This is a genomic window from Pseudomonas sp. NPDC089547, assembly GCF_050280665.1.
Classification (GTDB): domain Bacteria; phylum Pseudomonadota; class Gammaproteobacteria; order Pseudomonadales; family Pseudomonadaceae; genus Aquipseudomonas.
In genome coordinates this window covers 110550-131564 of record NZ_JBNNVS010000008.1, presented here as the reverse complement: position 1 = coordinate 131564, position 21015 = coordinate 110550, and the positions used below count along the sequence as shown (strand labels likewise).

13 protein-coding genes are annotated in these 21015 nt (G+C 63.8%); 3 read left to right on the top strand and 10 right to left on the bottom strand.

What is annotated here, in order from left to right; translation table 11 throughout:
• Positions 1 to 199: 199 nt before the first annotated feature.
• Positions 200 to 1027 carry an amidohydrolase family protein gene (locus ACQKPZ_RS08270; protein ID WP_427536828.1) on the bottom strand — a complete coding sequence of 276 codons (828 nt, stop codon included), beginning with the start codon at positions 1025 to 1027 and terminating at the stop codon, positions 200 to 202.
• 147 nt (positions 1028 to 1174) lie between these two features.
• Here ACQKPZ_RS08270 and ACQKPZ_RS08265 point away from each other — a divergent pair, with 147 nt between their 5' ends.
• Positions 1175 to 2113, top strand: coding sequence for a LysR family transcriptional regulator (locus ACQKPZ_RS08265; protein WP_427536826.1), 939 nt, complete (start codon positions 1175 to 1177; stop codon positions 2111 to 2113).
• A gap of 146 nt (positions 2114 to 2259) precedes the next feature.
• Here ACQKPZ_RS08265 and ACQKPZ_RS08260 read toward each other — a convergent pair whose 3' ends face one another.
• From ACQKPZ_RS08260 to pgm, 4 genes are all read right to left on the bottom strand, one after another.
• Positions 2260 to 4665 carry a TonB-dependent siderophore receptor gene (locus tag ACQKPZ_RS08260; RefSeq protein ID WP_427536824.1) on the bottom strand — a complete coding sequence of 802 codons (2406 nt, stop codon included), beginning with the start codon at positions 4663 to 4665 and terminating at the stop codon, positions 2260 to 2262.
• Positions 4666 to 4731: 66 nt separating this feature from the next.
• On the bottom strand, positions 4732 to 5676 hold the full coding sequence (locus ACQKPZ_RS08255; protein ID WP_427536822.1) for a FecR domain-containing protein: 945 nt from the start codon (positions 5674 to 5676) through the stop codon (positions 4732 to 4734).
• On the bottom strand, positions 5673 to 6185 hold the full coding sequence (locus ACQKPZ_RS08250) for a sigma-70 family RNA polymerase sigma factor (RefSeq protein ID WP_391133960.1): 513 nt from the start codon (positions 6183 to 6185) through the stop codon (positions 5673 to 5675). The genes ACQKPZ_RS08255 and ACQKPZ_RS08250 overlap by 4 nt, the downstream gene beginning before the upstream one ends.
• 78 nt (positions 6186 to 6263) lie before the next feature.
• Entirely contained in the window at positions 6264 to 7901 is a 1638-nt protein-coding gene (pgm, locus tag ACQKPZ_RS08245; protein ID WP_427536820.1) for a phosphoglucomutase (alpha-D-glucose-1,6-bisphosphate-dependent), read from the bottom strand.
• Positions 7902 to 8219: 318 nt separating this feature from the next.
• On the opposite strand from pgm, the gene ACQKPZ_RS08240 reads away from it, so the two are divergent.
• The gene (locus ACQKPZ_RS08240; RefSeq protein ID WP_427536818.1) at positions 8220 to 8867 is read left to right on the top strand and encodes a DUF1345 domain-containing protein; all 648 of its coding nucleotides are present in this window, start codon (positions 8220 to 8222) and stop codon (positions 8865 to 8867) included.
• A 273-nt stretch (positions 8868 to 9140) separates the two neighbouring features.
• Entirely contained in the window at positions 9141 to 9401 is a 261-nt protein-coding gene (locus ACQKPZ_RS08235) for a DUF1652 domain-containing protein (RefSeq protein ID WP_391133969.1), read from the top strand.
• Here the strand turns inward: ACQKPZ_RS08235 and ACQKPZ_RS08230 are convergent.
• The 5 genes from ACQKPZ_RS08230 to ACQKPZ_RS08210 form a co-directional block, all read right to left on the bottom strand.
• A complete protein-coding gene (locus ACQKPZ_RS08230; RefSeq protein ID WP_427536816.1) occupies positions 9398 to 11485 on the bottom strand; it encodes a putative bifunctional diguanylate cyclase/phosphodiesterase in 2088 nt (695 codons plus the stop codon). The genes ACQKPZ_RS08235 and ACQKPZ_RS08230 overlap by 4 nt on opposite strands.
• A 275-nt stretch (positions 11486 to 11760) precedes the next feature.
• Entirely contained in the window at positions 11761 to 13251 is a 1491-nt protein-coding gene (locus tag ACQKPZ_RS08225) for an efflux transporter outer membrane subunit (protein WP_427536814.1), read from the bottom strand.
• A complete protein-coding gene (locus ACQKPZ_RS08220; RefSeq protein WP_427536812.1) occupies positions 13248 to 16355 on the bottom strand; it encodes an efflux RND transporter permease subunit in 3108 nt (1035 codons plus the stop codon). The genes ACQKPZ_RS08225 and ACQKPZ_RS08220 overlap by 4 nt, the downstream gene beginning before the upstream one ends.
• A complete protein-coding gene (locus ACQKPZ_RS08215) occupies positions 16352 to 19450 on the bottom strand; it encodes an MdtB/MuxB family multidrug efflux RND transporter permease subunit (RefSeq protein WP_391133980.1) in 3099 nt (1032 codons plus the stop codon). Before ACQKPZ_RS08215 ends, ACQKPZ_RS08220 begins: the two co-directional genes overlap by 4 nt.
• Positions 19447 to 20757, bottom strand: a complete 1311-nt coding sequence (locus ACQKPZ_RS08210; protein WP_427536810.1) for an MdtA/MuxA family multidrug efflux RND transporter periplasmic adaptor subunit — start codon at positions 20755 to 20757, stop codon at positions 19447 to 19449. Before ACQKPZ_RS08210 ends, ACQKPZ_RS08215 begins: the two co-directional genes overlap by 4 nt.
• Positions 20758 to 21015: the final 258 nt, after the last annotated feature.

The window sequence follows — 21015 nt, the reverse complement described above, 5'->3', positions numbered from 1 at the left end:
CCGCTTTGCGGCCCATCGCCGGCAAGCCGGGCTCCCACAGGTCCAGTGCAGAGCTCAGGCATTGCGCAGTCCCTGTGGGAGGTCCAGCGCAGTGCTCAGGCATTGCGCAGTCCCTGTGGGAGGTCCAGCGCAGTGCTCAGGCATTGCGCAGTCCCTGTGGGAGCTGGCTTGCCGGCGATGGGCTGCAAGGCAGCCCCAATCAGGCAAACCCGAACAGACGGCGCGGGGTATCCCACATCACCGCACGGCGCTGCCGGGCGTCGGGCATCAGTTGTTCGGCCAGCTTCAGCAGCGGGCCATAATCCACACGCGAGCGCTGGCGAATGAACGGCCAGTCCGAGCCCCACACGCAGGCTTCGGCACCAAACGCTTCAAGCAGGGCATGGACGTAGGCACGGCTCTGCTCCAGCAACGCATCGGCCGCAGCGAACTTTTGCATGCCTGACAACTTGACGCTGGCGCGGCCACTGTCCGCCAGTTGCAACAACGCCTGGAAGCCAGGCTGCCGTACGCCAGCCGCCACGTCCGGTCGGCCGCAATGGTCGATCAGCAGGCGTGCACGCGAGCCCTGAACCAGGCTGCGCAGTTCAAGCAACTGGTCTTCGCAGACCTGCACCTGGGCGAACAGGTCAAGCTCGGCGAGCTTGCCGAACAGGCCGCCAACGTCCTTGAGGCTGGCCACCCCGTACAGCGCGGGGTTGAAGGCGATACCGACCACCCCCTGCGCCTGCAGCGCAGCCAGTGCATCGAGGTGTATGTCCGCCTCGACCACCGCCACACCCTTGAACCGCCCCTGCCCGGTAGCCAGGGCATGCAGCAGGCAGCGGTTGTCGGTGTGATAGCCGCTGTTGGGGCCCACCAGCAAGGCATGCTGCACACCGTAGGTGTCCATTACCCGGCTGAACTGCTCCTGGGTGGCGACTTCCTGGCCGGAGGGCGCATAGGGTGCGTCGGGGTGATAAGGGAAACGGGCAGGATCAAACAAATGGTTATGGCAATCGATCTTCGGTTCGTCAAAGATGCTCACATGGCACTCCCGGCAAGCACCGCTGCGCTTGCCTGCAGATCTTGTTATTGTGCGCCGCAAGGGCGATTTGGCTGGGTTCAAGATACTGCGTGGCCAGGTTTGACGCTCATACCCAGATGGCAAAGACCATAACCGAAGGTAATACACATGCAGCTTGGCAACGAAGGCGCAGACGCAAGCCCCATGGTGTTCAAACTGCGCCACATGGAAGTGTTCCGCGCCGTGATGCTGACCGGCTCGATCAGCGCGGCGGCCAAGCTGCTGTATGTGTCGCAGCCAGCCGTCAGCAAGTTGATCCAGTACATCGAAGGGCGTTTGAACTACCGCCTGTTCGAGCGCATCAACAACCGCCTGGCGCCTACGGCCGAGGCGCAGGTGCTGTTCCGTGAAGTCGAGCGGGTGTATCAGGCAGCGCTGGAAGTCAACGAGTGCGCCCTGTCACTGGGCGCAGGCGGCCACCGCAAGCTGCGCATCTCGTGCAGCGCTTCGCTGTCGACTGTGGTCATCCCGATTGCCCTGGCCCAGCTCAAGCGGGAGGCGCCGTCGCTTAACATCGAATGGCAAACCTCGCTGATGGGCGAAATGCCCAACCAGATCCTGTCGAAAAAGGTCGACCTGTCGATTGCCGCCCTGCCCGTGCAGCACGACCACCTGCATTCACAGGCCTTCATGCGTGGGCACATGGTGGTGGTGCTGCCACCCGATCACGCGTTGGCCGGGCACACCTCGCTGAGCTTGCAGCAACTGGAAGGCCACGCGCTGCTGCTGTTCAGGCCAGACATGCCGTTTGGCAAGTTGCTGGCCGGGCACATCGAACGGTGCGGAGCGCAGTTGGTGTCACTGTTGTCGTTCACCAATGCCAACGAGGCAGTGGCATTGGTAAAGCAGGGCATGGGCATTAGCGTGATCGACGAATTCGTGGCGCAGGACAGTGGGCTGGCGGTGGTGCCGCTGGCCGATGAGATTCACTTCGACATCAGCTTTGTCTACTCGCGCTTCGAGCCGCCTTCGCATGCGGCGATGCATTTGATGCGGGTGTTGCAGGGGCAGGCGCAGAAGCTTGGGCGGGCGATTGCGCCAACCTGATCGTCTACAAGAGCGACTGTCTTGCACGAGCCCCTGTGGGAGCGGGCATGCCCGCGAACACCGGCGGAGCCGGTGCCATCCACCGAGTCGCCTGATTCGCGGGCACGCCCGCTCCCACAGGGTATGCAGAAGGCTTGCGGGACGGCTTAGAAGCCCACTGTGGCCGAGAGCAGGTAAGTACGCGGCGTGGAAAGGGTCAACCCCGGCTCACTGTCATCCGAAGCCCCCGCCGAGCTCCAGTAGCGATCATCCAGCACGTTCTCCACACTGGCCCGCAACGTCACCTCGGTGGCATCCACCTTGAACGCATAACGCGCCCCCAGGTCGTAACGCTCCCAGCCATCGATCTGCTTGCTGTTGTTCTGGTCCAGGTACTGCGAGCTGGAGTGAATGCCCCGCGCCGTCAGGGTCAGGCCAGTCACGCCCGGCACGTCCCATTCGGCACCGAGGTTGACGTTGTATTCGGGTGTGGCCGGTGCGCGGTTGCCGTCAAAGGCGCCACCCACGGTGTCGGTCAGTTCGCTGTCGATGTACATCACCCCACCCAGCACACGCACGCCTTGCACGGGCTCACCGAACACGCTCAACTCGATACCCCGGTTGTCACGCTTGCCATTGGGGCCGAACACCCGCGAGGTGGCGTTGGTCTCGTAAGCCGGCTGGCGAATGCGGAAGGCGCTGGCGGTGAAGGCCACCTTGCCCAAATCATATTTGGCCCCAACCTCGACCTGGCGGCTGGTGAACGGTGGGAAGATCTGGTCTTCGTTGACCGACGTCGAAGGCGCGATCTTGCCCTGGCTCAGGCCCTCCATGTAGTTGGCGTACAACGACAGCTGGTCGGTGACCTTGAGCAACACGCCGCCAGAAGGCGACACCTTTTCTTCGTCGTAGGCAGTGTCGCCCTTGACCCCGTCGCTCCAGTCATCCACTTGCACCCGCTGCCAGCGCGCGCCCAATGTCAGCAGCAGGCGGTCGTCGAAAAAGCCGAGCGTGTCGGCCAGCGCCACACCGGAGAAACGGTTTTCCGTGTAGACCTCGGGGTCGATTCGGGTGGGCGTACCCGGAGTCGGCGTGGCTACCGGGTTGTACAGGTTGCTCGGCGCCGAAGCATAGCGAGCACCGCCGTTGGTGAAGTCCATGTAGAAGTAGGTGGCCGCCAGATTCAGCTCATGGCTGACCGGCCCGGTATGGAACCAGTTGCGCAGGCCGGCCAAGGCAGTACGCACCGATTCGTCCCGGGTGAAGTCGCGCGGCTGCACGGTAAAGTCACCGGCGTCGTTGGTGATCGATACGTTGTGCCGCAGGAAGTCATGGTTGCTCTTGCGCGCGCCAACCGCACCATAAGCCAGCAGCGACTCACTGATGTCGTACTCGGCATGCAGTGCGCCAAACGTGTCATTGGTGCGCGCCTTGCTCCAGGCCTGGGCGTAGTTGTGGCGAACATCGTTGGCATCCGGCACCTTGGCGTTGGCGCCGATCAGCACGCGTTCCTGCGGGGCATCGGTGTCACGCTCGGTGTGGCCGAGGTCTGCCGACAGGCGCAGGCGCTCGCCGCGAAAGTCCAGGCCCAGCACTGCCATTTCACGCTCGACGCGCTGGTGGTCCCATTCGGTGTCGCCGGCCTGCTTCACGCCATTGAAGCGCACGCCAAACTGCTGGCCTTCGCCAAAGCGCCGGCCAACATCCACCGCCCCGCCCGCCTGGCCAGCCGAGGCATAGCTGCCGGTAAACTCGGTGATTGGCTTGTCGCCAGCGCGCTTGGGCTGCACATTGATGCCGCCGCCCACGCTGCCACGCGGCGAAATGCCGTTGATCAACTGGCTGGGGCCTTTGATGATATCGACCCGGTCAGCCATTTCCATGTCGATCGAGTAGGTTGGCAAGATGCCGTACAAACCGTTGTAGGCCACATCACTGTTGAACAGGCTGAAGCCGCGAATGGTGAATTGCTCGAAGCGCCCGCCTGCCGGATTGGTGGCCCGAACCGAAGGGTCGGTGGCGATCAGTTCGCCCAAGGTTCGCGCTTGCTGGTTCTTCACCAGTTCGCTGGTATAGCTGGTGATGCTGAACGGGGTTTCCATGAAGTCACGCGACCCCAGCAGGCCTTGTGCGCCCTGCCGAGCCACCTGGCCGCCAGCATACGGCTGCGTTTCGTTGCTTGCGGCCAGCCCGCCAACGATGCTGGTCGGGGCGATTTCCAGAGCATCACCGGCCTCGGGTGCTGGCATCAGGGTGAAGGCCCCCTCACCCACCGGCAGCAACTGCAGGCCGCTGCCGCGTAGCAGCTGCATGAAACCTTCTTCGACACTGTAGCTACCAGACAGGCCGTTACTCTGCCGGCCCTGAACCAGTGCCGGGTCCAGCGAAAGGCTGACGCCGGCCTGGTCGGCAAACCGGGTGAGCACAGCGCCCAGGCTGGCGGCCGGCACCTGATAGGCACGCCGCACCGGCTCATCAGCCCAGGCGGGTGCAGACAACAACAGGCTCATGGCGAACAACGGGCGCACTGCGCGCGCCAGTGGGCGCAGGCGGCAAGACATTACTACTGACATTGAACAAGGCTCCCCTTTATTTTCTTCTACCGGTAATGACCGGCGAGTGAAAAAAAGGGGACAGCCTCAAGCACGGTTTTCTCGTGCCGCCAGGCTGACCCAGTAACGCGTGCGTGCGTGCACCTGCAACGGCAGGCTGGCGGCGAGCAAGGCAAGAATCCGGTCGGTATCGTCAAGGCGGAAAGTGCCAGTCACCCGCAGGCGCTCCAGTTCGGGCGCCCAGCGCAGCACCCCGGGGCGGTACCTGCGCAACTCGTGCAACAGCTCGCCCAAGGGGCGGTCGTCCAGCCGCAGCACGCCCTCACGCCAGCCCAGGCGCCATTCATCCAGGCCTGTGACCGGGCCGACGCCTGCCACCTGCAGGTTGGCCTGCTGCCCGGCGTGCAGCACGTGTGCCGGACCTCGCAGTGGCTGCAGGCTGGCTACCCCATCGGCCACCGATACCCGGCAGGCCTGGTCGACCAGCCGCAGGCACACTTCACCACCGCCGAGCACCACCTGGCCGTAAGGCACCTGCAACGTCAGGTTCAGGTTGGCGGGCACCTTCACCGCCACTTCTCCGCGAAGCAATGTCAGGCGACGTGCATTCATGTCGATATCCACCGCACTGTCGGTGTTCAGCTGCACGAATGTGCCATCGCTCAACAGCACCTGCCGACGCTCGCCTACCGAAGTGCGCATGTCGGCGGTCCAGGCCTCCAGTGGTAGCTCTCGGCTGACCAGCCAGGCCGTGGGCAACAGCACCGCGATACCCAGGGCTTGCTTGAGCAATGCGCGACGCCCGGTATCCGGGCGGTCCAGGGTGGCCATGGCCAGCGCGCCGGGTAGCGCGGTAAACCGCTGGCGCAGCAATGATGCCTTCTGCCATGCGTCTTCGTGCAGGCTGCTGCTGGCCCGCCATTTCGCCAGGCGCAGCAGGTCGCTCTCACTGGCGTCACCAGAGTCCAGCAGCGCCAGCCAGCGGGCGGCAGCACGCACGGCTTCACGGGTTTCAGGCGAGTGGGTGGTCATTGCAACTCGGCCAGCAGGCAATGTTCGTATGCCTGCGCCATATAGCGCTTTACCGAACGCTCGCAAACGCCCAGGCGCTTGCCGATTTCGGCGTAACCCAGGCCTTCAAGCTGGCTCCAGAGAAAGGCCTTGCGTACCGGGGCCTTGAGGCCGTCGAGCAACTCGTCGAGTGCTTGCAGGGTTTCCAGCAATATCCAGCGTTTTTCTGGCGAGGGCACATGCTGCTCGGGCAAGGTGGCCAAAGCATCGAGGTAAGCCTGTTCCAGGCTGCGCCGTTGGTGGAAGTTGCTCAGCAGGCGTTTGCCCACTGTCAGCAGGTAGGCCCTTGGCTCGCGAATGTCAGCCAGGGGTTGGGCGCTGGTCAGTACCCGTAGAAAAGTATCCTGGCTGAGGTCGGCGGCATCCCAGGCATTGCCCAGGCGCCGACGTAGCCAGGTTTCGAGCCAGCCGCGATGCTCCCGGTACAGGGCAGGCAGGCTAGGCTCCGGTGGCGGCGCGGCGTCGATCATGGGAATGGCCCTGCGGCGGCGTAAATAGGATTAATTCTAATTTACGTTGCGCCGCAGCACCAAGTGGTTTGTTACCGATCAGGCAATCGCCGCATCCACCAGCACTTGTGCTTCCTGTACCAGGCGCTGCAGGTGCGCTTCGTCGATGAAGCTTTCGGCGTAGATCTTGTAGATGTCTTCGGTACCCGATGGGCGCGCAGCGAACCAGCCATTGGCGGTCATCACCTTCAGCCCGCCAATCGCCTGGCCGTTGCCCGGCGCGTGGCTGAGGATCTGCACGATCGGCTCGCCGGCCAGTTCGGTCGACTTGACCTGCTCTGGAGCCAGCTTGCTCAGCAACGCCTTCTGGCGCACATCGGCCTTGGCCTCGACACGAGTGGCGAACGGCTTGCCCAGTGCCTCGGTCAGGTCGGCATAGGCCTGGCTCGGGTTGCGCCCGGTACGGGCAGTCATTTCGGCAGCCAGCAAGGCCGGGATCAGCCCGTCCTTGTCGGTGGCCCAGACCGAACCATCGCGGCGCAGGAACGACGCACCGGCACTCTCTTCGCCACCAAAGCCAAGCGTACCGTCGAACAGCCCTTGGGCGAAGAACTTGAAGCCCACTGGAACTTCGTACAACTCACGGCCCAGGCGCTGGGTGACGCGGTCGATCATGCCGCTGGACACCACGGTCTTGCCCACGGCGGCGTCACTGCGCCACTGCGGACGGTGGCGGTACAGGTAGTCGATGGCCACGGCCAGGTAGTTGTTCGGCTGCAGCAGGCCGTCGGAGGTCACGATACCGTGGCGGTCGTGGTCCGGGTCGCAGGCGAAGGCCACGTCGAACCGCTCGCGCAGACCAATCAGGCCCTGCATGGCGTAGGGCGAGGATGGGTCCATGCGGATCTGGCCATCCCAGTCGACGGTCATGAAGCGGAAGGTGGGGTCCACCTCGGTGTTCACCACTTCCAGGTCGAGCTTGTAGTGTTCGGCAATGGCCGACCAGTAGCGCACCCCTGCCCCGCCCAGCGGGTCGACGCCCAAGCGCAGCTTGGCGTTACGGATGACGTCGAAGTCGATGACGTTTTCCAGGTCCGCCACATAGCTGCTCACATAGTCGTGGCGCTGGGTGGTCGGGGCCTGCAGCGCCTGGGCATGGTCCATGCGCTTCACGCCCGCAAGGTTGGCTGCCAGCAACTCGTTGGCCTTGGCCTCGACCCACTTGGTCACGTCGCTGTCGGCCGGGCCGCCATTGGGTGGGTTGTACTTGAAACCCCCGCTTTGCGGCGGGTTGTGCGACGGAGTGATGACGATGCCATCGGCCAGGCCCTGCTCACGGCCACGGTTGTGGCAGAGGATGGCGTGGGACACGGCTGGCGTCGGCGTGTATTCGTCGTCCTTGGACAGCCTGACCTGCACGCCGTTGGCCGCCAGCACTTCCAGGGCGCTGGCAGTGGCCGGCGCTGACAGGGCGTGGGTGTCGGCACCGATGAACAACGGGCCATCGATGCCCTTTTCCTGGCGGTACAGGCAGATGGCCTGGGTAATGGCCAGCACGTGGTATTCGTTGAAACTCAATTCAAGCGAAGTCCCCCGGTGCCCCGAGGTGCCGAAGGCCACCCGCTGGGCCGCCACGGCAGCGTCTGGGCGGCCGGTGTAGTAGGCGGTGAGCAGTCGGGGAATATCGACCAGCACGCTGGCCGGAGCCGGCTTGCCTGCCAAAGGACTGAGCGTCATGCAAAAACCTCGAGTTCAACAGATGTTGGTGTTGGAGCGTGCAGTGTACTGAGAGTTGCAATGCCGTGCGATGGGCGACATCAAAGAAAACAACAGCCCACATGGCCCACTTTGACGGGTATAGCTGTCTTGATGAAAACCTGAGTCATGCGCGATCCCTGTGGGAGCGGGCGAGCCCGCGAACACGGGCGCAGCCCGTGCCAACCACCGTGGTGTCTGCTTCGCGGGCTCGCCCGCTCCCACAATGGACGGAGCATACCGCTCATGTGTCTTATCACAGTCTAGAGTGGTAGCCATACCCACCGAAAAAGAGGCCCCATGGCTTTCCACCGCCTGACCCGTACCCACCCCCGCCTGAGCTTCGCCGCCGCAGTCGGCCTTGTCGGCGCCTGGCTGGTCCCCGCCGGTGACACCGTTCAGCACATCCTCGCCGGCTGGAACCTTGGCGTGTGGCTGTACCTGCTGCTGGTGCTGTACCTGACCTGGGGCGCCAGCCCCGAAAAGGTCCGCAAGGTTGCCCGCGTCGAAGACGAAAACGCAGGCGTGGTGTTGCTTACGGTGTGTATCGCCGCCATCGCCAGCCTCGCCGCGGTCACCTTGCAACTGGTGTCCAGCCGGGGCCTGCAAGGCTCGGCACTGGCCCTGCATTACCTCTACACCGGCCTGACCGTGGCGGGCTCCTGGCTGCTGATCGGCTGCATCTTCAGCCTGCATTACGCCCGGCTGTTCTATACCGGGCAAAACCACGAACCACCGCTGCGCTTCGCCGATGGCGAGCGCAACCCGGACTATTGGGACTTTCACTACTTCTCGTTCACCATCAGCGTGGCGGTGCAGACGTCAGATATAGGCGTCGCCGGCAGGCAGTTACGGCGGATTGTGTTGGCACATTCGCTGGTGGGCTTCGTGTTCAATACGGCGATCCTCGGGTTCACCATCAACATCGCCGCCGGTTTGCTGGGCTGATTACACCGCTCGTCTGAAACTAAGTGTGCCGAAGACCACTGAAAACGGGCTGAACGGCGCAGAGAACTACCGCAATCGTGCCCGGAAAACGTTTGCCCTGCCGGCTACGGCCACAGGGGCTTCGTGACAAGTATGTGACCTCTGTCATGCATTGGTACATTTGTCTTATTTGCAACCGAGAATCGTGCGTGGCAGCTGCTATGTTTACCTTCCCGGTGGCGCACACGCGCAGCCAACCGATCACCGCGTCCAGGCACGGACAAGGAGGCTGGCATGAACAAGATGACGTTTCCCAACGCCTGCCAGGTGATGCGTTGGCATTTCCACCCGCTGGGCTTCGAGGCCATCATGGATGCGCCCCGCAGCATGGTCGCACGGCTGTTTGACCGTGCCACCGGCGAAACCCTGCTGGCCATCGCCGGTATCCCCTGCATGGCCATCATGGCGGCAGCCGACGTTGAACGCATCATCGAGGCCGTCGAAGCGGAAATGGATGCGTTCATCCCCGCCTTCACCTTGCGCGACGCCGTTTAACCCGTAGCGGCATCCTGCTGACGCAAGGCCTGCAACTTGCCCATGAACTGCTCGGCCGGTACCGGCTGGCCCAGCAGGTAACCTTGTAGCGAATCACAACCCAGACGGGTCAGGAAATCCTGCTGCCTGTCGGTTTCCACGCCTTCGGCAACGATACGCAGGCCCAGCGCCTGGCCCAGGGCGACGATGGCTGAGACAATCGCCGCATCGTCACTGTCCTGTTCCAGGTCACGCACAAAGCCGCGGTCGATCTTCAGCTCGTTGGCGGGCAGGCGCTTGAGGTACATCAAGCTGGAATAACCGGTGCCAAAGTCATCGATGGACAGGTCCACGCCCATGTCGGACAACCGTTGCAGCACGGTAAGGCTGGCATCGGCGTCGTGCATGGCTGTGGTTTCGGTAATTTCGAGGGTCAGGCAGTTGGCTGGTAGGCCGTGCTGCTGCAGGGCCCTGGCCACACTGTCGACCAGCCCGGCATGGCAGAACTGGATGGCCGACAGGTTCACGGCCATGCGCCAGCCCTGATGCCCTTGATCCAGCCACTGGCGCATCTGCCGGCAGGCTTCGTCCAGCACCCACTCGCCAATCGGGATGATCAAACCGGTCTTCTCCGCCAGGCCGATGAAGCGGTCGGGCAGCAACAGCCCCTGCTGCGGGTGCTCCCAGCGCAGCAAGGCTTCGGCACCAATAGGCTGGCATGCCTGGGCGTCGAACTTGGGCTGGTAGTGCAAGCGGAACTGGCGTTGCTCCAGCGCCTGGCGCAGGTCTTGCAAAAGCTGCAATTGCTGGCGGGCGTTACTGTTCATCGACACATCAAAGAAGCTGTAGCCGTTCTTGCCGGCGCTCTTGGCGTGGTACATGGCGGCGTCGGCATTGCGCAGCAGCTCGTGCTGGTCCTGGCCGTTGCCGGGGTACAGGACGATACCCAGGCTCGCGGACAGTTGCAGGTCGTGTTCGGCTACCCGGAATGGCCGTGACACCAGGTTCACCTGCTTCACCGCCACATCCATGGCATCGTCAGGCTCCTGCAACTCCACCAATAGCACGAATTCGTCGCCACCGATGCGCGCCAGGGTGTCCTGGCTGTGCAGGTGGCCGCGCAGGCGCGCTGCCACGGCCTTGAGCAGCAGGTCGCCGATATGGTGGCCGAAAGCATCGTTGACCGGCTTGAAGCCGTCCAGGTCGATAAACATCAAGGCGAAGCAACCACCCTGCTCCGCCACTTTGGCAATAGCCTGCTCGATACGATCTGCCAGCAAGGTACGGTTGGGCAGGTCGGTGAGCGTGTCGTGAAGCGCCAACTGGGTAAGCTCCTGGTTGGCCAGGGTCAGCGAACGGGCCAGCTCGGCGGTGCGTGCCTCCAGGCGAGCGTCCAGCACCGAGGTCAGCAAAGCCACGGCCAGTACCGCCAGGGTGGTGATCAGCACCAGGTAGACCAGGCTATCGCCTTGCAATCCACCGCCCAGCGCACCACAGAAGCTGCCTTCGGGGAAATTCGCCGCCGCCATGCCGGTGTAGTGCATGCCGACGATGGCAAAACCCATCACCACCGCCGCCAGGCCGCGGATCTGCCGCACGTAGGGGGTGTGCTTGCGCAGGCGGAAGGCAATCCACAACGCCGCCGCAGAAGCACCCACGGCAATCAGCAGCGAGGCACCGAACAGCGTGGGGTCATAGTCGATACCTGGCAGCATGCGCAGCGCAGCCATGCCGGTGTAGTGCATGCAGGCGATGCCGGCGCCCATGATCAGCGCGCCAAAGCCCAGTTGCAGGCACGGCAGGCGCGGCTGGCTCACCAGCCACAGGGCAAAGCCCGAGGACAGCACGGCGATCAGCAGCGAGAACGCGGTAAGCGTCAGGTCATAGCCCAGGTCGATGGGCAGGCTGAAGGCGAGCATGCCGATGAAGTGCATCGACCACACGCCAATGCCCATGGCCAACGCGCCTCCCCCCATCCACAGGTAGGCAGCCCGGCCCTTGGCCGTGGCAATGCGGCCGGTCAGATCAAGGGCGGTATAAGACGCCAGGATCGCCACGCACAGCGAAATCAACACCAGCGAAGAGGAGTAGCTACCGGTCAGCATTGGGAATTCCAGCGACGGGACAGGGGGCCCGACAAAAGCTGACGATTGTACTCAAGCTTTGGCGAAACGCACGGGGTTTTTGCGAATGGGAATGGATCCAATACCTGGACAACTATTGGCCATCACGCGGTCCTTCTAGGAGCGGCCTTGCGTCGCGATCGGGCCGCGAAGCGGCCCCAGCGATTCATGCCTGTACGCCGACTTCTGGGGCTGCTGCGCAGCCCGATCGCGACGCAAGGCCGCTCCTACAGGGGGGGTCGCAGTTGCAGGTTGGGTCAGTCCTGCTCGGCAAACGCCTGTTCGGCGTCCCAACCCCCGCCCAGCGCAGCCACCAGTTGCACACTGGCCACCAAGCGCCCTTGCAGCAGGTTCAACACACTGCGCTCGTTACTCAGCGCCGTAGTCTGCACGTTGACCACATCCAGGTAGCCGATCAACCCGGCACGATACTGGTTCTCGGTCAGGCGCAACGACTCTCGGGCCGCATCCAGCGCCTCTTGGCGCACCACGGCTTCATCGCCGTAGACCTTCAACTGCACCAGCAGGTTTTCCACTTCCTTGAACCCATCGAGCACGGTCTGGCGGTATTGCGCCACGGTCTGGTCGTACACCGCCACCGTGCGGTCCACCTCGGCGCTGCGCTTGCCGGCGTCGAACAGGGTCAGTGCCAACTGCGGGCCCACCGACCAATAGCGGTTGGGCAGCTCGATCCAGTTATTGAAACTGCTGCTGGAATAACCTCCACTCATGCTCAGGCTGAGGTCCGGGAAGTACGCGGCCCGGGACACGCCAATGTTGGCGTTGGCAGCCATCACGTTGCGCTCCGCCGCAGCAATGTCCGGGCGCCGCTCCAGCAATTGCGAAGGCAGCGAAACCGGAATCTGCGGCAGCGCCGGAATGTCCTTGCTGTCGGCCAGGCTAAAGGTGGCCGGGGTCTTGCCCATCAGCACGGCTATGGCGTTCTCGAACTGGGCACGCTGCCAAATCAGGTCGATCAGGTCGGCCTGGGTGCTTTTCAGCTGGGTACGCGCCTGGGCAACTGCATCCGGGCCAGCGACACCGGCGCGGTACTGGTTTTCGTTCATCCGCAGCGAGCGTTCATACGCCGCCACAGTGGCTTCCAGCAGGCGCTTCTGCTCATCGATCACCCGCAGTTGCAGGTAGTTCTGCACCAGCTCCGACTGCTGGCTCAAGCGGATCGAAGCGAGGTCGGCGAGGCTGGCTTCGGCACTGGCCTCGTTGGCATTCATTGTTTCCCGCAGCTTGCCCCACAGGTCGATCTCCCAGCTGACACCCAGCTGAGCGTTGTAGGTGTCGCGGATGCCGCTGCTGTTATTGGACAGGCTAGAGCTGGAGCTGCCGGTACCTTGGGCAGAGCGGTTTTTGCCGACCGTCAGGTCCAGGCTTGGGAACAATCCTGCACGGCTGCTGCGCACCAGTGCCTGGGCCTGGCGATACTGCGCTTCGGACTGGGCTACAGTCTGGTTGCTGCGGTTCAGCTCCTCGACCAGCGCGTTAAGCCCGGCATCGCCGTAGATCTCCCACCAGGCGCCACGGGCGATTGCGTCCGATGGCGTGGCCTGGGTCCAGCCTTGGGCGTGCTTGAACTGCGCCGCCGTGCTGGTCAGTTCCGGGCGGTGGTAGTCCGGGCTCAGGGTACAGGCACTGAGCAAGGCCACGCACAAACCGGCGCCGAGCAGGCGCGAGCCACGCCCACGGGTCAGCGTTTGCAGGGCACGGTGCAGTGGGGTCTGGGCAAAAGTCATAGCGGGTTTTCCAGGGCGGCGTCGGTGCGCACGCCGCGCCAATGATTGAAACGGTGGCGTAGGCGGTCCAGGTACAGGTAGACCACCGGCGTCGTATAAAGGGTAAGGACCTGGCTGAACACCAGGCCACCGATGATGGTCAGGCCCAGCGGCTGGCGCATTTCTGCACCTTCGGCGTGGCTCAGCAGCAGCGGCAAGGCGCCGAGGATGGCCGCCAGGGTGGTCATCAGGATAGGCCGCAGGCGCAGCAGGCAGGCCCGGCGGATCGACTCTTCCGGCGACAGCCCCTGGTGACGCTCCAGCTGCAAGGCCAGGTCGATCATCAGGATGGCGTTTTTCTTCACCACGCCAATCAGCAGGAACAGCCCCAGCAGCGAGATCAGGCTGAACTCGCCCCCTGTGACGTACAGCGTGAGCAACGCACCAACGCCGGCCGACGGCAGTGTCGAAAGAATGGTCAAGGGGTGGATGTAGCTTTCGTACAGGATGCCCAGCACCAGGTACACCAGCACCAATGCCCCCAGGATCATCAACGGCTGGCCCTGCTGGGTCTTGGCAAAGGCGTCCGCAGTACCGCCCAGCTTGGCGATCACTTCTTCGGGCAGCCCCAGCTTGGCCACCTCACGTTCCAGCGCTGCCATGGCCTGGTCGGGGCTGTAGCCTTCGGCAACGTCAAAGGCGATGTCTTCCGAGGCGAACTGGCCTTCGTGGCTGACGCGGTCGTTGGCCAGGCTGTTCTCGTAGTGGGCAATGGTGGACAGCGGCACACGGGCGCCGTCTGCGGTAATCACCTGCACCTGCTCCAGGGTACTCGGGTCCCAGGCATATTTGGGGTTGATCTCCAGCACCACCTGGTACTGGTTGAGGCTGTCATAGATGGTGGAGATTTGCCGCTGGCTGTAGGCGTTGTTCAGCACGGCGGTGACCATGTCCATGTCGATGCCCAGGCGCTTGGCCTGGTCGCGGTCGACTACCAGGGTCACCTGCTGGGTGCCGGCACCGTCGCGGGCGTCGATTGCGGTCAGCTCCGGCAGCGCACGCAGGGCAGCAACTACCTTGGGGAACCACTCACGCAACGCCGCGAGGTCGCCGCTTTGCAACGTGTACAGGTATTGCGACGACGTCTGGTCACGACCGCCGCCGCCCAGTTGCAGGTCCTGGTCGGCCATCAGGAACAGGCGCCCGCCCGGTACTTTTGGCATTTCCTTGCGCAGGCGCTCAATCACTTTCTGCGCATCGAGCTTACGCTCGCTGATCGGCTTCAGGCGCACCAGCACCATGGCGTTGTTGGTACCGCTGTTGCCACCGATGAACCCGGCAACACTCTGCACCGCCGGGTCGGCGAGCAAGGCGCGGCGGTAGATTTCCATCTTTGGCTGCATCACGCTGAACGACAAGCCGTCATCCCCACGGATGAAACCCATCAACTGGCCGGTGTCCTGCTGCGGCATCAACGTCTTGGGCACCACCACGTAAAGGGCAATGTTCACAGCGATGGTCGCCAGCAGGCTGATCAGGGTCAGGCGCTTGTGGCGCAAGGCCCAACCCAGGCTGCGGTCATAGGCGTTGACCATGCGCTGGTGTTGCTTGTCGCTCCAGCGCTGCAAGCGGGTCTGCTCGGCCTGGTGCGGCTTGAGCCAGCGGGCGCAGAGCATCGGCGTAAGGGTCAGCGACACCACCAGCGACACGATGATCGCCGCTGCCAGGGTGATCGAGAACTCCTGGAACAGGTTGCGCACGATGCCGCCCATGAACAGGATCGAGACAAACACTGCCACCAGCGACACGTTCATCGACAGCAAGGTGAAGCCGACTTCCTTGGCCCCCAGGAAGGCCGCCTTCATCGGCGGCTGGCCGTCTTCGATGTGCCGCGAGATGTTCTCCAACACCACGATGGCATCGTCGACCACCAGGCCGGTGGCCAGAATCAGCGCCATCAGCGACAGGTTGTTGAGCGAAAAACCACACAGGTACATGACCGCGAAGGTGCCCACCAGCGAAACCGGCACCGCCAGGCTGGGGATCAGCGAGGCGCGCAGGCTGCCGAGGAACAGGTACACCACCAGGATCACCAGTACCACCGCGATCAACAGGGTGTGTTCGGCCTCTTTCAGGGTGGCCTTGATCACCGGGGAACGGTCCATGGCCACGTTCAGTTGCACACTGGCCGGCAGCAGTGACTGCAGGGCTGGCAACTGCGCCTTGATCTGGTCGACCGTTTCGATGATGTTGGCGCCGGTCTGGCGGTTGACTACCAGCAGCACCGCCGCCTGGTCATTGAAGAAACCGCTGTTGTAGCGGTTCTCGACGCCATCGGTAATGGTCGCCACGTCGGACAGGCGCAGGATGGTGCCATTCTGCTGGCGGATCACCACCGGCTGATAATCCTTGGCGCTTTCCAGTTGGTCGTTGGCCCGCACCTGCCAGTTGCGCTCGGCATCCTCGACAAAGCCCATGGGCCGGCGCTGGTTGGCGTTGGACACGGCTGTGCGCACATCGTCCAGCGACAGGCCATACTGGTTGAGCAGTTGCGGTTCGACGGCAATGCGCACCGCAGGCAGCGAACTGCCGCCGATCTGCACCTCCCCTACCCCTGGTACCTGGGCCAGGCTCTGCGACAGGATGGTGTCGGCCAGGTCGTACAGCTGGCCTTTCTGCAGCACGTCCGAGGTCAGCGACAGCACCATGATCGGCGCCTGCGACGGGTTGATCTTCTTGTAGGTGGGCATGCTGCGCATGCCGCTGGGCAGCAGGTTGCGGGTGGCGTTGATCGCCGCCTGCACCTCACGCGCCGCGCCGTCGATATCACGCCCCATCTCGAAGCCGATCACCACCCGCGTGGAGCCCTGGTTGGAGCTGCTGGTCAGCGTGGTCACGCCGGCAATGCTGCCCAGCTTGCGCTCCAGCGGCGTGGCCACGGTGGAGGCCATGACCTCGGGGCTGGCACCAGACAGGTTGGCCGATACCACGATTACCGGAAAGTCCATTTGCGGCAGCGGTGCCACCGGCAGCAGGCCGAAGCTGACCCCGCCCAGCAGCATGATCGCCAGGCTCAGCAGCATGGTCGCCACCGGGCGACGGATAAAAGGACCGGACAGGTTCATGCCTCGGCCTGCTTCACGTCAGTGGCCGGGCGCCAGCGGCGGGCCAAGCGGTCGAAGTACAGGTAGATGACCGGGGTGGTGAACAGTGTCAGCACCTGGCTGACCAGCAACCCGCCCACCATCACCAGCCCCAGGGGCTGACGCAGCTCGGCGCCGGAACCGGTGGCGAGCATCAGCGGCACCGCGCCGAACAGCGCGGCCAGGGTGGTCATCAGGATTGGCCGGAAGCGCAGCAGCGCAGCCTGGTAGATGGCATCACGCGGGCTCATGCCCTGGTGGCGCTCGGCCTCCAGGGCAAAGTCGATCATCATGATGGCGTTTTTCTTGACGATACCGATCAGCAGGATGATGCCGATGATGGCGATCATGCCCAGGTCATTGCCGCTGATGAGCAGGGCCAGCAAGGCCCCCACCGCCGCCGACGGCAGGGTCGAGAGGATGGTCACCGGGTGGATGTAGCTTTCGTACAGCACGCCCAGCACGATGTACATGGTCACCACGGCGGCCAGAATCAGCAGCAAGGTGCTCGACAGCGACGCCTGGAAGGCCTCTGCCGCACCCTGGAAGCGGGTTTGTACCCCCAGCGGCATGCCGATGTCCTTCTGCACCTGCTCGATCACCTGCACCGCTTCGCCCAGCGAGGCACCGTGGGCTAGGTTGAACGACAGGGTCACCGCCGGGAACTGGCCGATATGGGAAATGGCCAGCTGGGCTTGGCGCTGCTCGATGCGTGCCAATGCCGACAGGCGCACCTGGCCGCCATCGGTGGCCTTGACGTGGATCGACTCCAGCGCCTGCGGGCCGATGACCGCCGCGTCCTGCGACTGCAATACCACGCGGTACTGGCTGGCCTGGGTGTAGATGGTCGAGATCTGCCGCTGGCCGAATGCGTCGTAAAGGGCGTTGGTAATCTGCGATACCGTGATGCCCAGGCGGCTGGCCATGTCCCGGTCGATCACCAGGTAAACCTGCAGGCCTTTGTCCTGCAGGTCACTGGCCACGTCTGCCAGCTCCGGGCGCTGCTGCAGTGCCTGCACCAGCTTGCCGCTCCACTGCGCCAGCAGGTCGGCGTCTGGCGACGACAGGCTGAACTGGTACTGGGTACGGCTGACCCGGTCTTCGATGCTCAGGTCCTGCACCGGCTGCATGAACAGGCGGATGCCCACCAACCTGTCGAGTTGTGGTTGCAGGCGGCTGATCACTTCGCTGGCGGTGACATCGCGCTCGCCGTGGGGCTTGAGGTTGATCAGCAGGCGGCCGCTGTTGAGCGTGGCGTTATCACCGTCGACGCCAATGTAGGACGACAGGCTCTGCACCGCAGGGTCCTGCAGGATCACCTTGCTCAGGGCCTGCTGGCGCTCGCTCATGGCGGCGAACGAAGTGGACTGCGGCGCTTCGGAAATGCCCTGGATCACCCCGGTATCCTGCACCGGGAAGAAGCCCTTGGGCACCACCATGTACAGGAACACCGTCAGCACCAGGCTCGCCACCGCCACCAGCAGGGTCAGCGGCTGGTGCTTCAGCACCCACTGCAAGGCGCTGCCGTAGTGTTTGATCAGCCAGTCGATCCAGGCGCCACTGGCGCGGTAGAAGCGGCTTTGCTCTTCTTCCTTGGGCTCACGCTTGAGCAGGCGTGCACACATCATCGGCGTGAGGGTCAGCGACACCACCAGGGAGATCAGGATGGCCACCGCCAGGGTGATGGCGAACTCGCGGAACAGCCGGCCAACCACGTCGGCCATGAACAGCAGAGGGATCAACACCGCGATCAGCGAGAAGGTCAACGAAATCAGGGTGAAGCCGATTTGCCGGGCGCCCTTGAGCGCCGCCTGCATAGGTGTTTCGCCCTCTTCGATATGCCGGGAAATATTCTCCAGCATGACGATGGCATCGTCGACCACAAAGCCGGTGGCGATGGTCAGGGCCATCAGCGTGAGGTTGTTGACCGAGAAACCGGCCAGGTACATCACGCCGAAGGTGCCGATCAGCGACAGGGGTACGGCAATCGACGGAATAAGGGTGGCGCTGAAGCGGCGCAGGAACACGAAGGTGACCATCACCACCAGCACGATGGCGATCAACAGTTCGTGCTGTACGTCCTTGACCGCCGCACGAATGGTCTGGGTGCGGTCGGTCAGTACCGACACATCCAGGCCGGCCGGCAGGTTGTCGGTAATCGACGGCAGCAGGTCCTTGATGCGGTCGACCACTTCGATCACGTTGGCGCCCGGCTGGCGCTGGATGTTCAGCAGTACCGCGTGGTTTTCGTTGGCCCAGGCGGCCAGGCGCTCGTTCTCCGCGCCATCGACGATTTCGGCCACGTCCTTGAGGCGCAGCGGCGCACCGTTGTTGTAGGCCAGGATCAGGTTGGCGTATTCCTCGGGGGAACGTAGCTGGTCGTTGGCGTCGAGCATCGACACCCGGGTCGGGCCGTCGAAGTTGCCCTTTGGCTGGTTGACGTTGGACGCGCCGATGAGCGTGCGCACGTCATCGAGGTTCAGGCCGTTGGCGGCCAGGGCATCGACGTTGACCTTGATGCGTACCGCCTGGCGCTGGCCGCCAGCGATACTGACCATGCCCACGCCGCTGATCTGCGCGAGCTTTTGCGCCACGCGGGTATCGACCAGGTCGTTGAGTTTGGGCAGCGGCATGGTCTTGCTGGAGATGGCCAGGGTCAGCACCGGGGTGTCGGCCGGGTTGACCTTGTTGTACACCGGCGGCGCCGGCAGGTCGCTGGGCAGCAAGTTGCTGGCGGCGTTGATCGCAGCTTGCACCTGTTGTTCGGCAACGTCCATGTTCATGTCGAGGTTGAAGCGCAGGGTCAGCACCGAAGCGCCCCCGGAGCTGGTCGACGCCATCTGCTCCAGGCCGGGCATCTGGCCGAACTGGCGCTCTAGCGGTGCGGTGACCGCGCTGGTCATGACTTGTGGGCTGGCGCCGGGGTACAGGGTCATGACGCGGATGGTCGGGTAATCCACCTGCGGCAGGGCGGAAACCGGCAGCAGCTTGTAGGCGATCAGGCCGGCCAAAACGATGGCCAGCATGCTCAGCGTGGTAGCGACCGGCCGCAGGATGAACAGACGCGAGAGGTTCATGCGCCCGCCTTGCCTGCTGCTTTGCCAGGCTGGGCTTCACCTGTGTGCGCCGAGCCTTTGGCTTCCTGGCCTTGCAGGTGCTGGCCCGGGGTAGTCGGCACTTGCGAGCTGTCTTCGACCACTTCCACCTTGGTACCTTCGCGCAGGCGGTCGGTACCTTCCAGCACCAGGCGGTCGCCTGCCTTGAGGCCGTCGAGAATCACGCTGTTCTCGCCATCGCTGGCGCCTACCTTGAGCTTGCGCACGTTCACCGTGCTTTCGGCGTTGACCACGTAGGCAAAGGTGCCGTCGTTGCCAAACTGGATAGCCGCAGCCGGGGCCATGACCACCTGCTTGAGGGTGTCGGCCAGCAGGCGCACGTTGACGAACTGGTTGGGGAACAGGGCCAGGTCCTTGTTCTCGAAGCGGCCCTTGAACTTGAGGGTGCCGGTGGTGGTGTCGATCTGGTTGTCGATGCTGCCCAGCACGCCGGTGGACTGCAGCTTGCTGTCACTGCGGTCCCAGGCCTCGACCGGCAGGCTGGCGCCATTGCGGTAGCGCTCCAGCACGGTGCTCAGTTCGGTTTCCGGCAGGGTGAAGGCGACGCTGATTGGCTCGGTCTGGGTGATCACCACCAGTGCGGTGGCATCGTTGGCGGCCACCAGGTTGCCCAGGTCGAGCTGGCGCAGGCCGACACGGCCGTTGATCGGCGCACGGATCTGGGTGAAATCGAGGTTCAGCCGGGCATCGTTAACCTGTGCCTGATTGGTCTTGACCAGCCCCTGGAACTGCGCCACCTGTGCTTCGGCAGTATCCAGGGTTTGCTTGGCGATGCTGTCTTCGGCGTACAGGCCTTTATAGCGGGCCAGGTCGACCTGGGCGTTTTTCAACTGCGCCTGGTTTTGCGCCAGGGTGCCTTCGGCTTGCTGCAGGGCAATGCGGTACGAACGCGGGTCGATTTCAGCGAGCAGGTCGCCGGCCTTGACCTGCTGGCCTTCCTTGAAATGGACCTTCACCAGTTCGCCCGCCACGCGGCTGCGCACATTGACCGTGTTAGTCGCGGTGACCGTGCCCAGGGCCTTGTAGTAAAGCGGGAAGTCGCCAACCCGCACCGGTTCGACGCGCACCGGCACCGGGTCGCTGGAGCCACCGAAGCCCGGGCGCCCGCCCATCATGCCCACGCCCTTGCCGCCGCGCCCGCCGCCTGCGGCTTCTTTATGCGCGGGCGTTGCTGCGGGCCACAGCCACCAGGCCAGCGCAGCCACCAGCAGCAGGATCAGCAGGCCGACGAACCAGCGACGGGGGGAACGGGAATTGGACGCTTGCATGGGTTGAACGAACCTTGTTCGGAATGGCGGCTTGGGGAGGGTGAACGATAAGCAATGGCATCGTTTTAGCAAAGGGCCTTTACCAGAGGTTTACCTTTGGCTGACGTTGCCAAGACGCTGAACTTTAAATGAAAACGGCCCGGAACGCGTTCCGGGCCGTTACAGGGTGTTGCTTGGAGCGGTGGCGGGCTGAAAGGTTTCAATAGCCTGAGGTGGCCCTTTCGCGGGTGAACCCGCTCCCACAGGGATAGCACTGCT

Coding starts and splice junctions, on each gene's coding strand:
- ACQKPZ_RS08265 (WP_427536826.1), top strand. CDS start 1,175: ATGCAGCTTGGCAACGAAGGCGCAGACGCAAGCCCCATGGTGTTCAAA.
- ACQKPZ_RS08260 (WP_427536824.1), bottom strand. CDS start 4,665: ATGTCAGTAGTAATGTCTTGCCGCCTGCGCCCACTGGCGCGCGCAGTG.
- ACQKPZ_RS08255 (WP_427536822.1), bottom strand. CDS start 5,676: ATGACCACCCACTCGCCTGAAACCCGTGAAGCCGTGCGTGCTGCCGCC.
- ACQKPZ_RS08250 (WP_391133960.1), bottom strand. CDS start 6,185: ATGATCGACGCCGCGCCGCCACCGGAGCCTAGCCTGCCTGCCCTGTAC.
- pgm (WP_427536820.1), bottom strand. CDS start 7,901: ATGACGCTCAGTCCTTTGGCAGGCAAGCCGGCTCCGGCCAGCGTGCTG.
- ACQKPZ_RS08240 (WP_427536818.1), top strand. CDS start 8,220: ATGGCTTTCCACCGCCTGACCCGTACCCACCCCCGCCTGAGCTTCGCC.
- ACQKPZ_RS08235 (WP_391133969.1), top strand. CDS start 9,141: ATGAACAAGATGACGTTTCCCAACGCCTGCCAGGTGATGCGTTGGCAT.
- ACQKPZ_RS08230 (WP_427536816.1), bottom strand. CDS start 11,485: ATGCTGACCGGTAGCTACTCCTCTTCGCTGGTGTTGATTTCGCTGTGC.
- ACQKPZ_RS08225 (WP_427536814.1), bottom strand. CDS start 13,251: ATGACTTTTGCCCAGACCCCACTGCACCGTGCCCTGCAAACGCTGACC.
- ACQKPZ_RS08220 (WP_427536812.1), bottom strand. CDS start 16,355: ATGAACCTGTCCGGTCCTTTTATCCGTCGCCCGGTGGCGACCATGCTG.
- ACQKPZ_RS08215 (WP_391133980.1), bottom strand. CDS start 19,450: ATGAACCTCTCGCGTCTGTTCATCCTGCGGCCGGTCGCTACCACGCTG.
- ACQKPZ_RS08210 (WP_427536810.1), bottom strand. CDS start 20,757: ATGCAAGCGTCCAATTCCCGTTCCCCCCGTCGCTGGTTCGTCGGCCTG.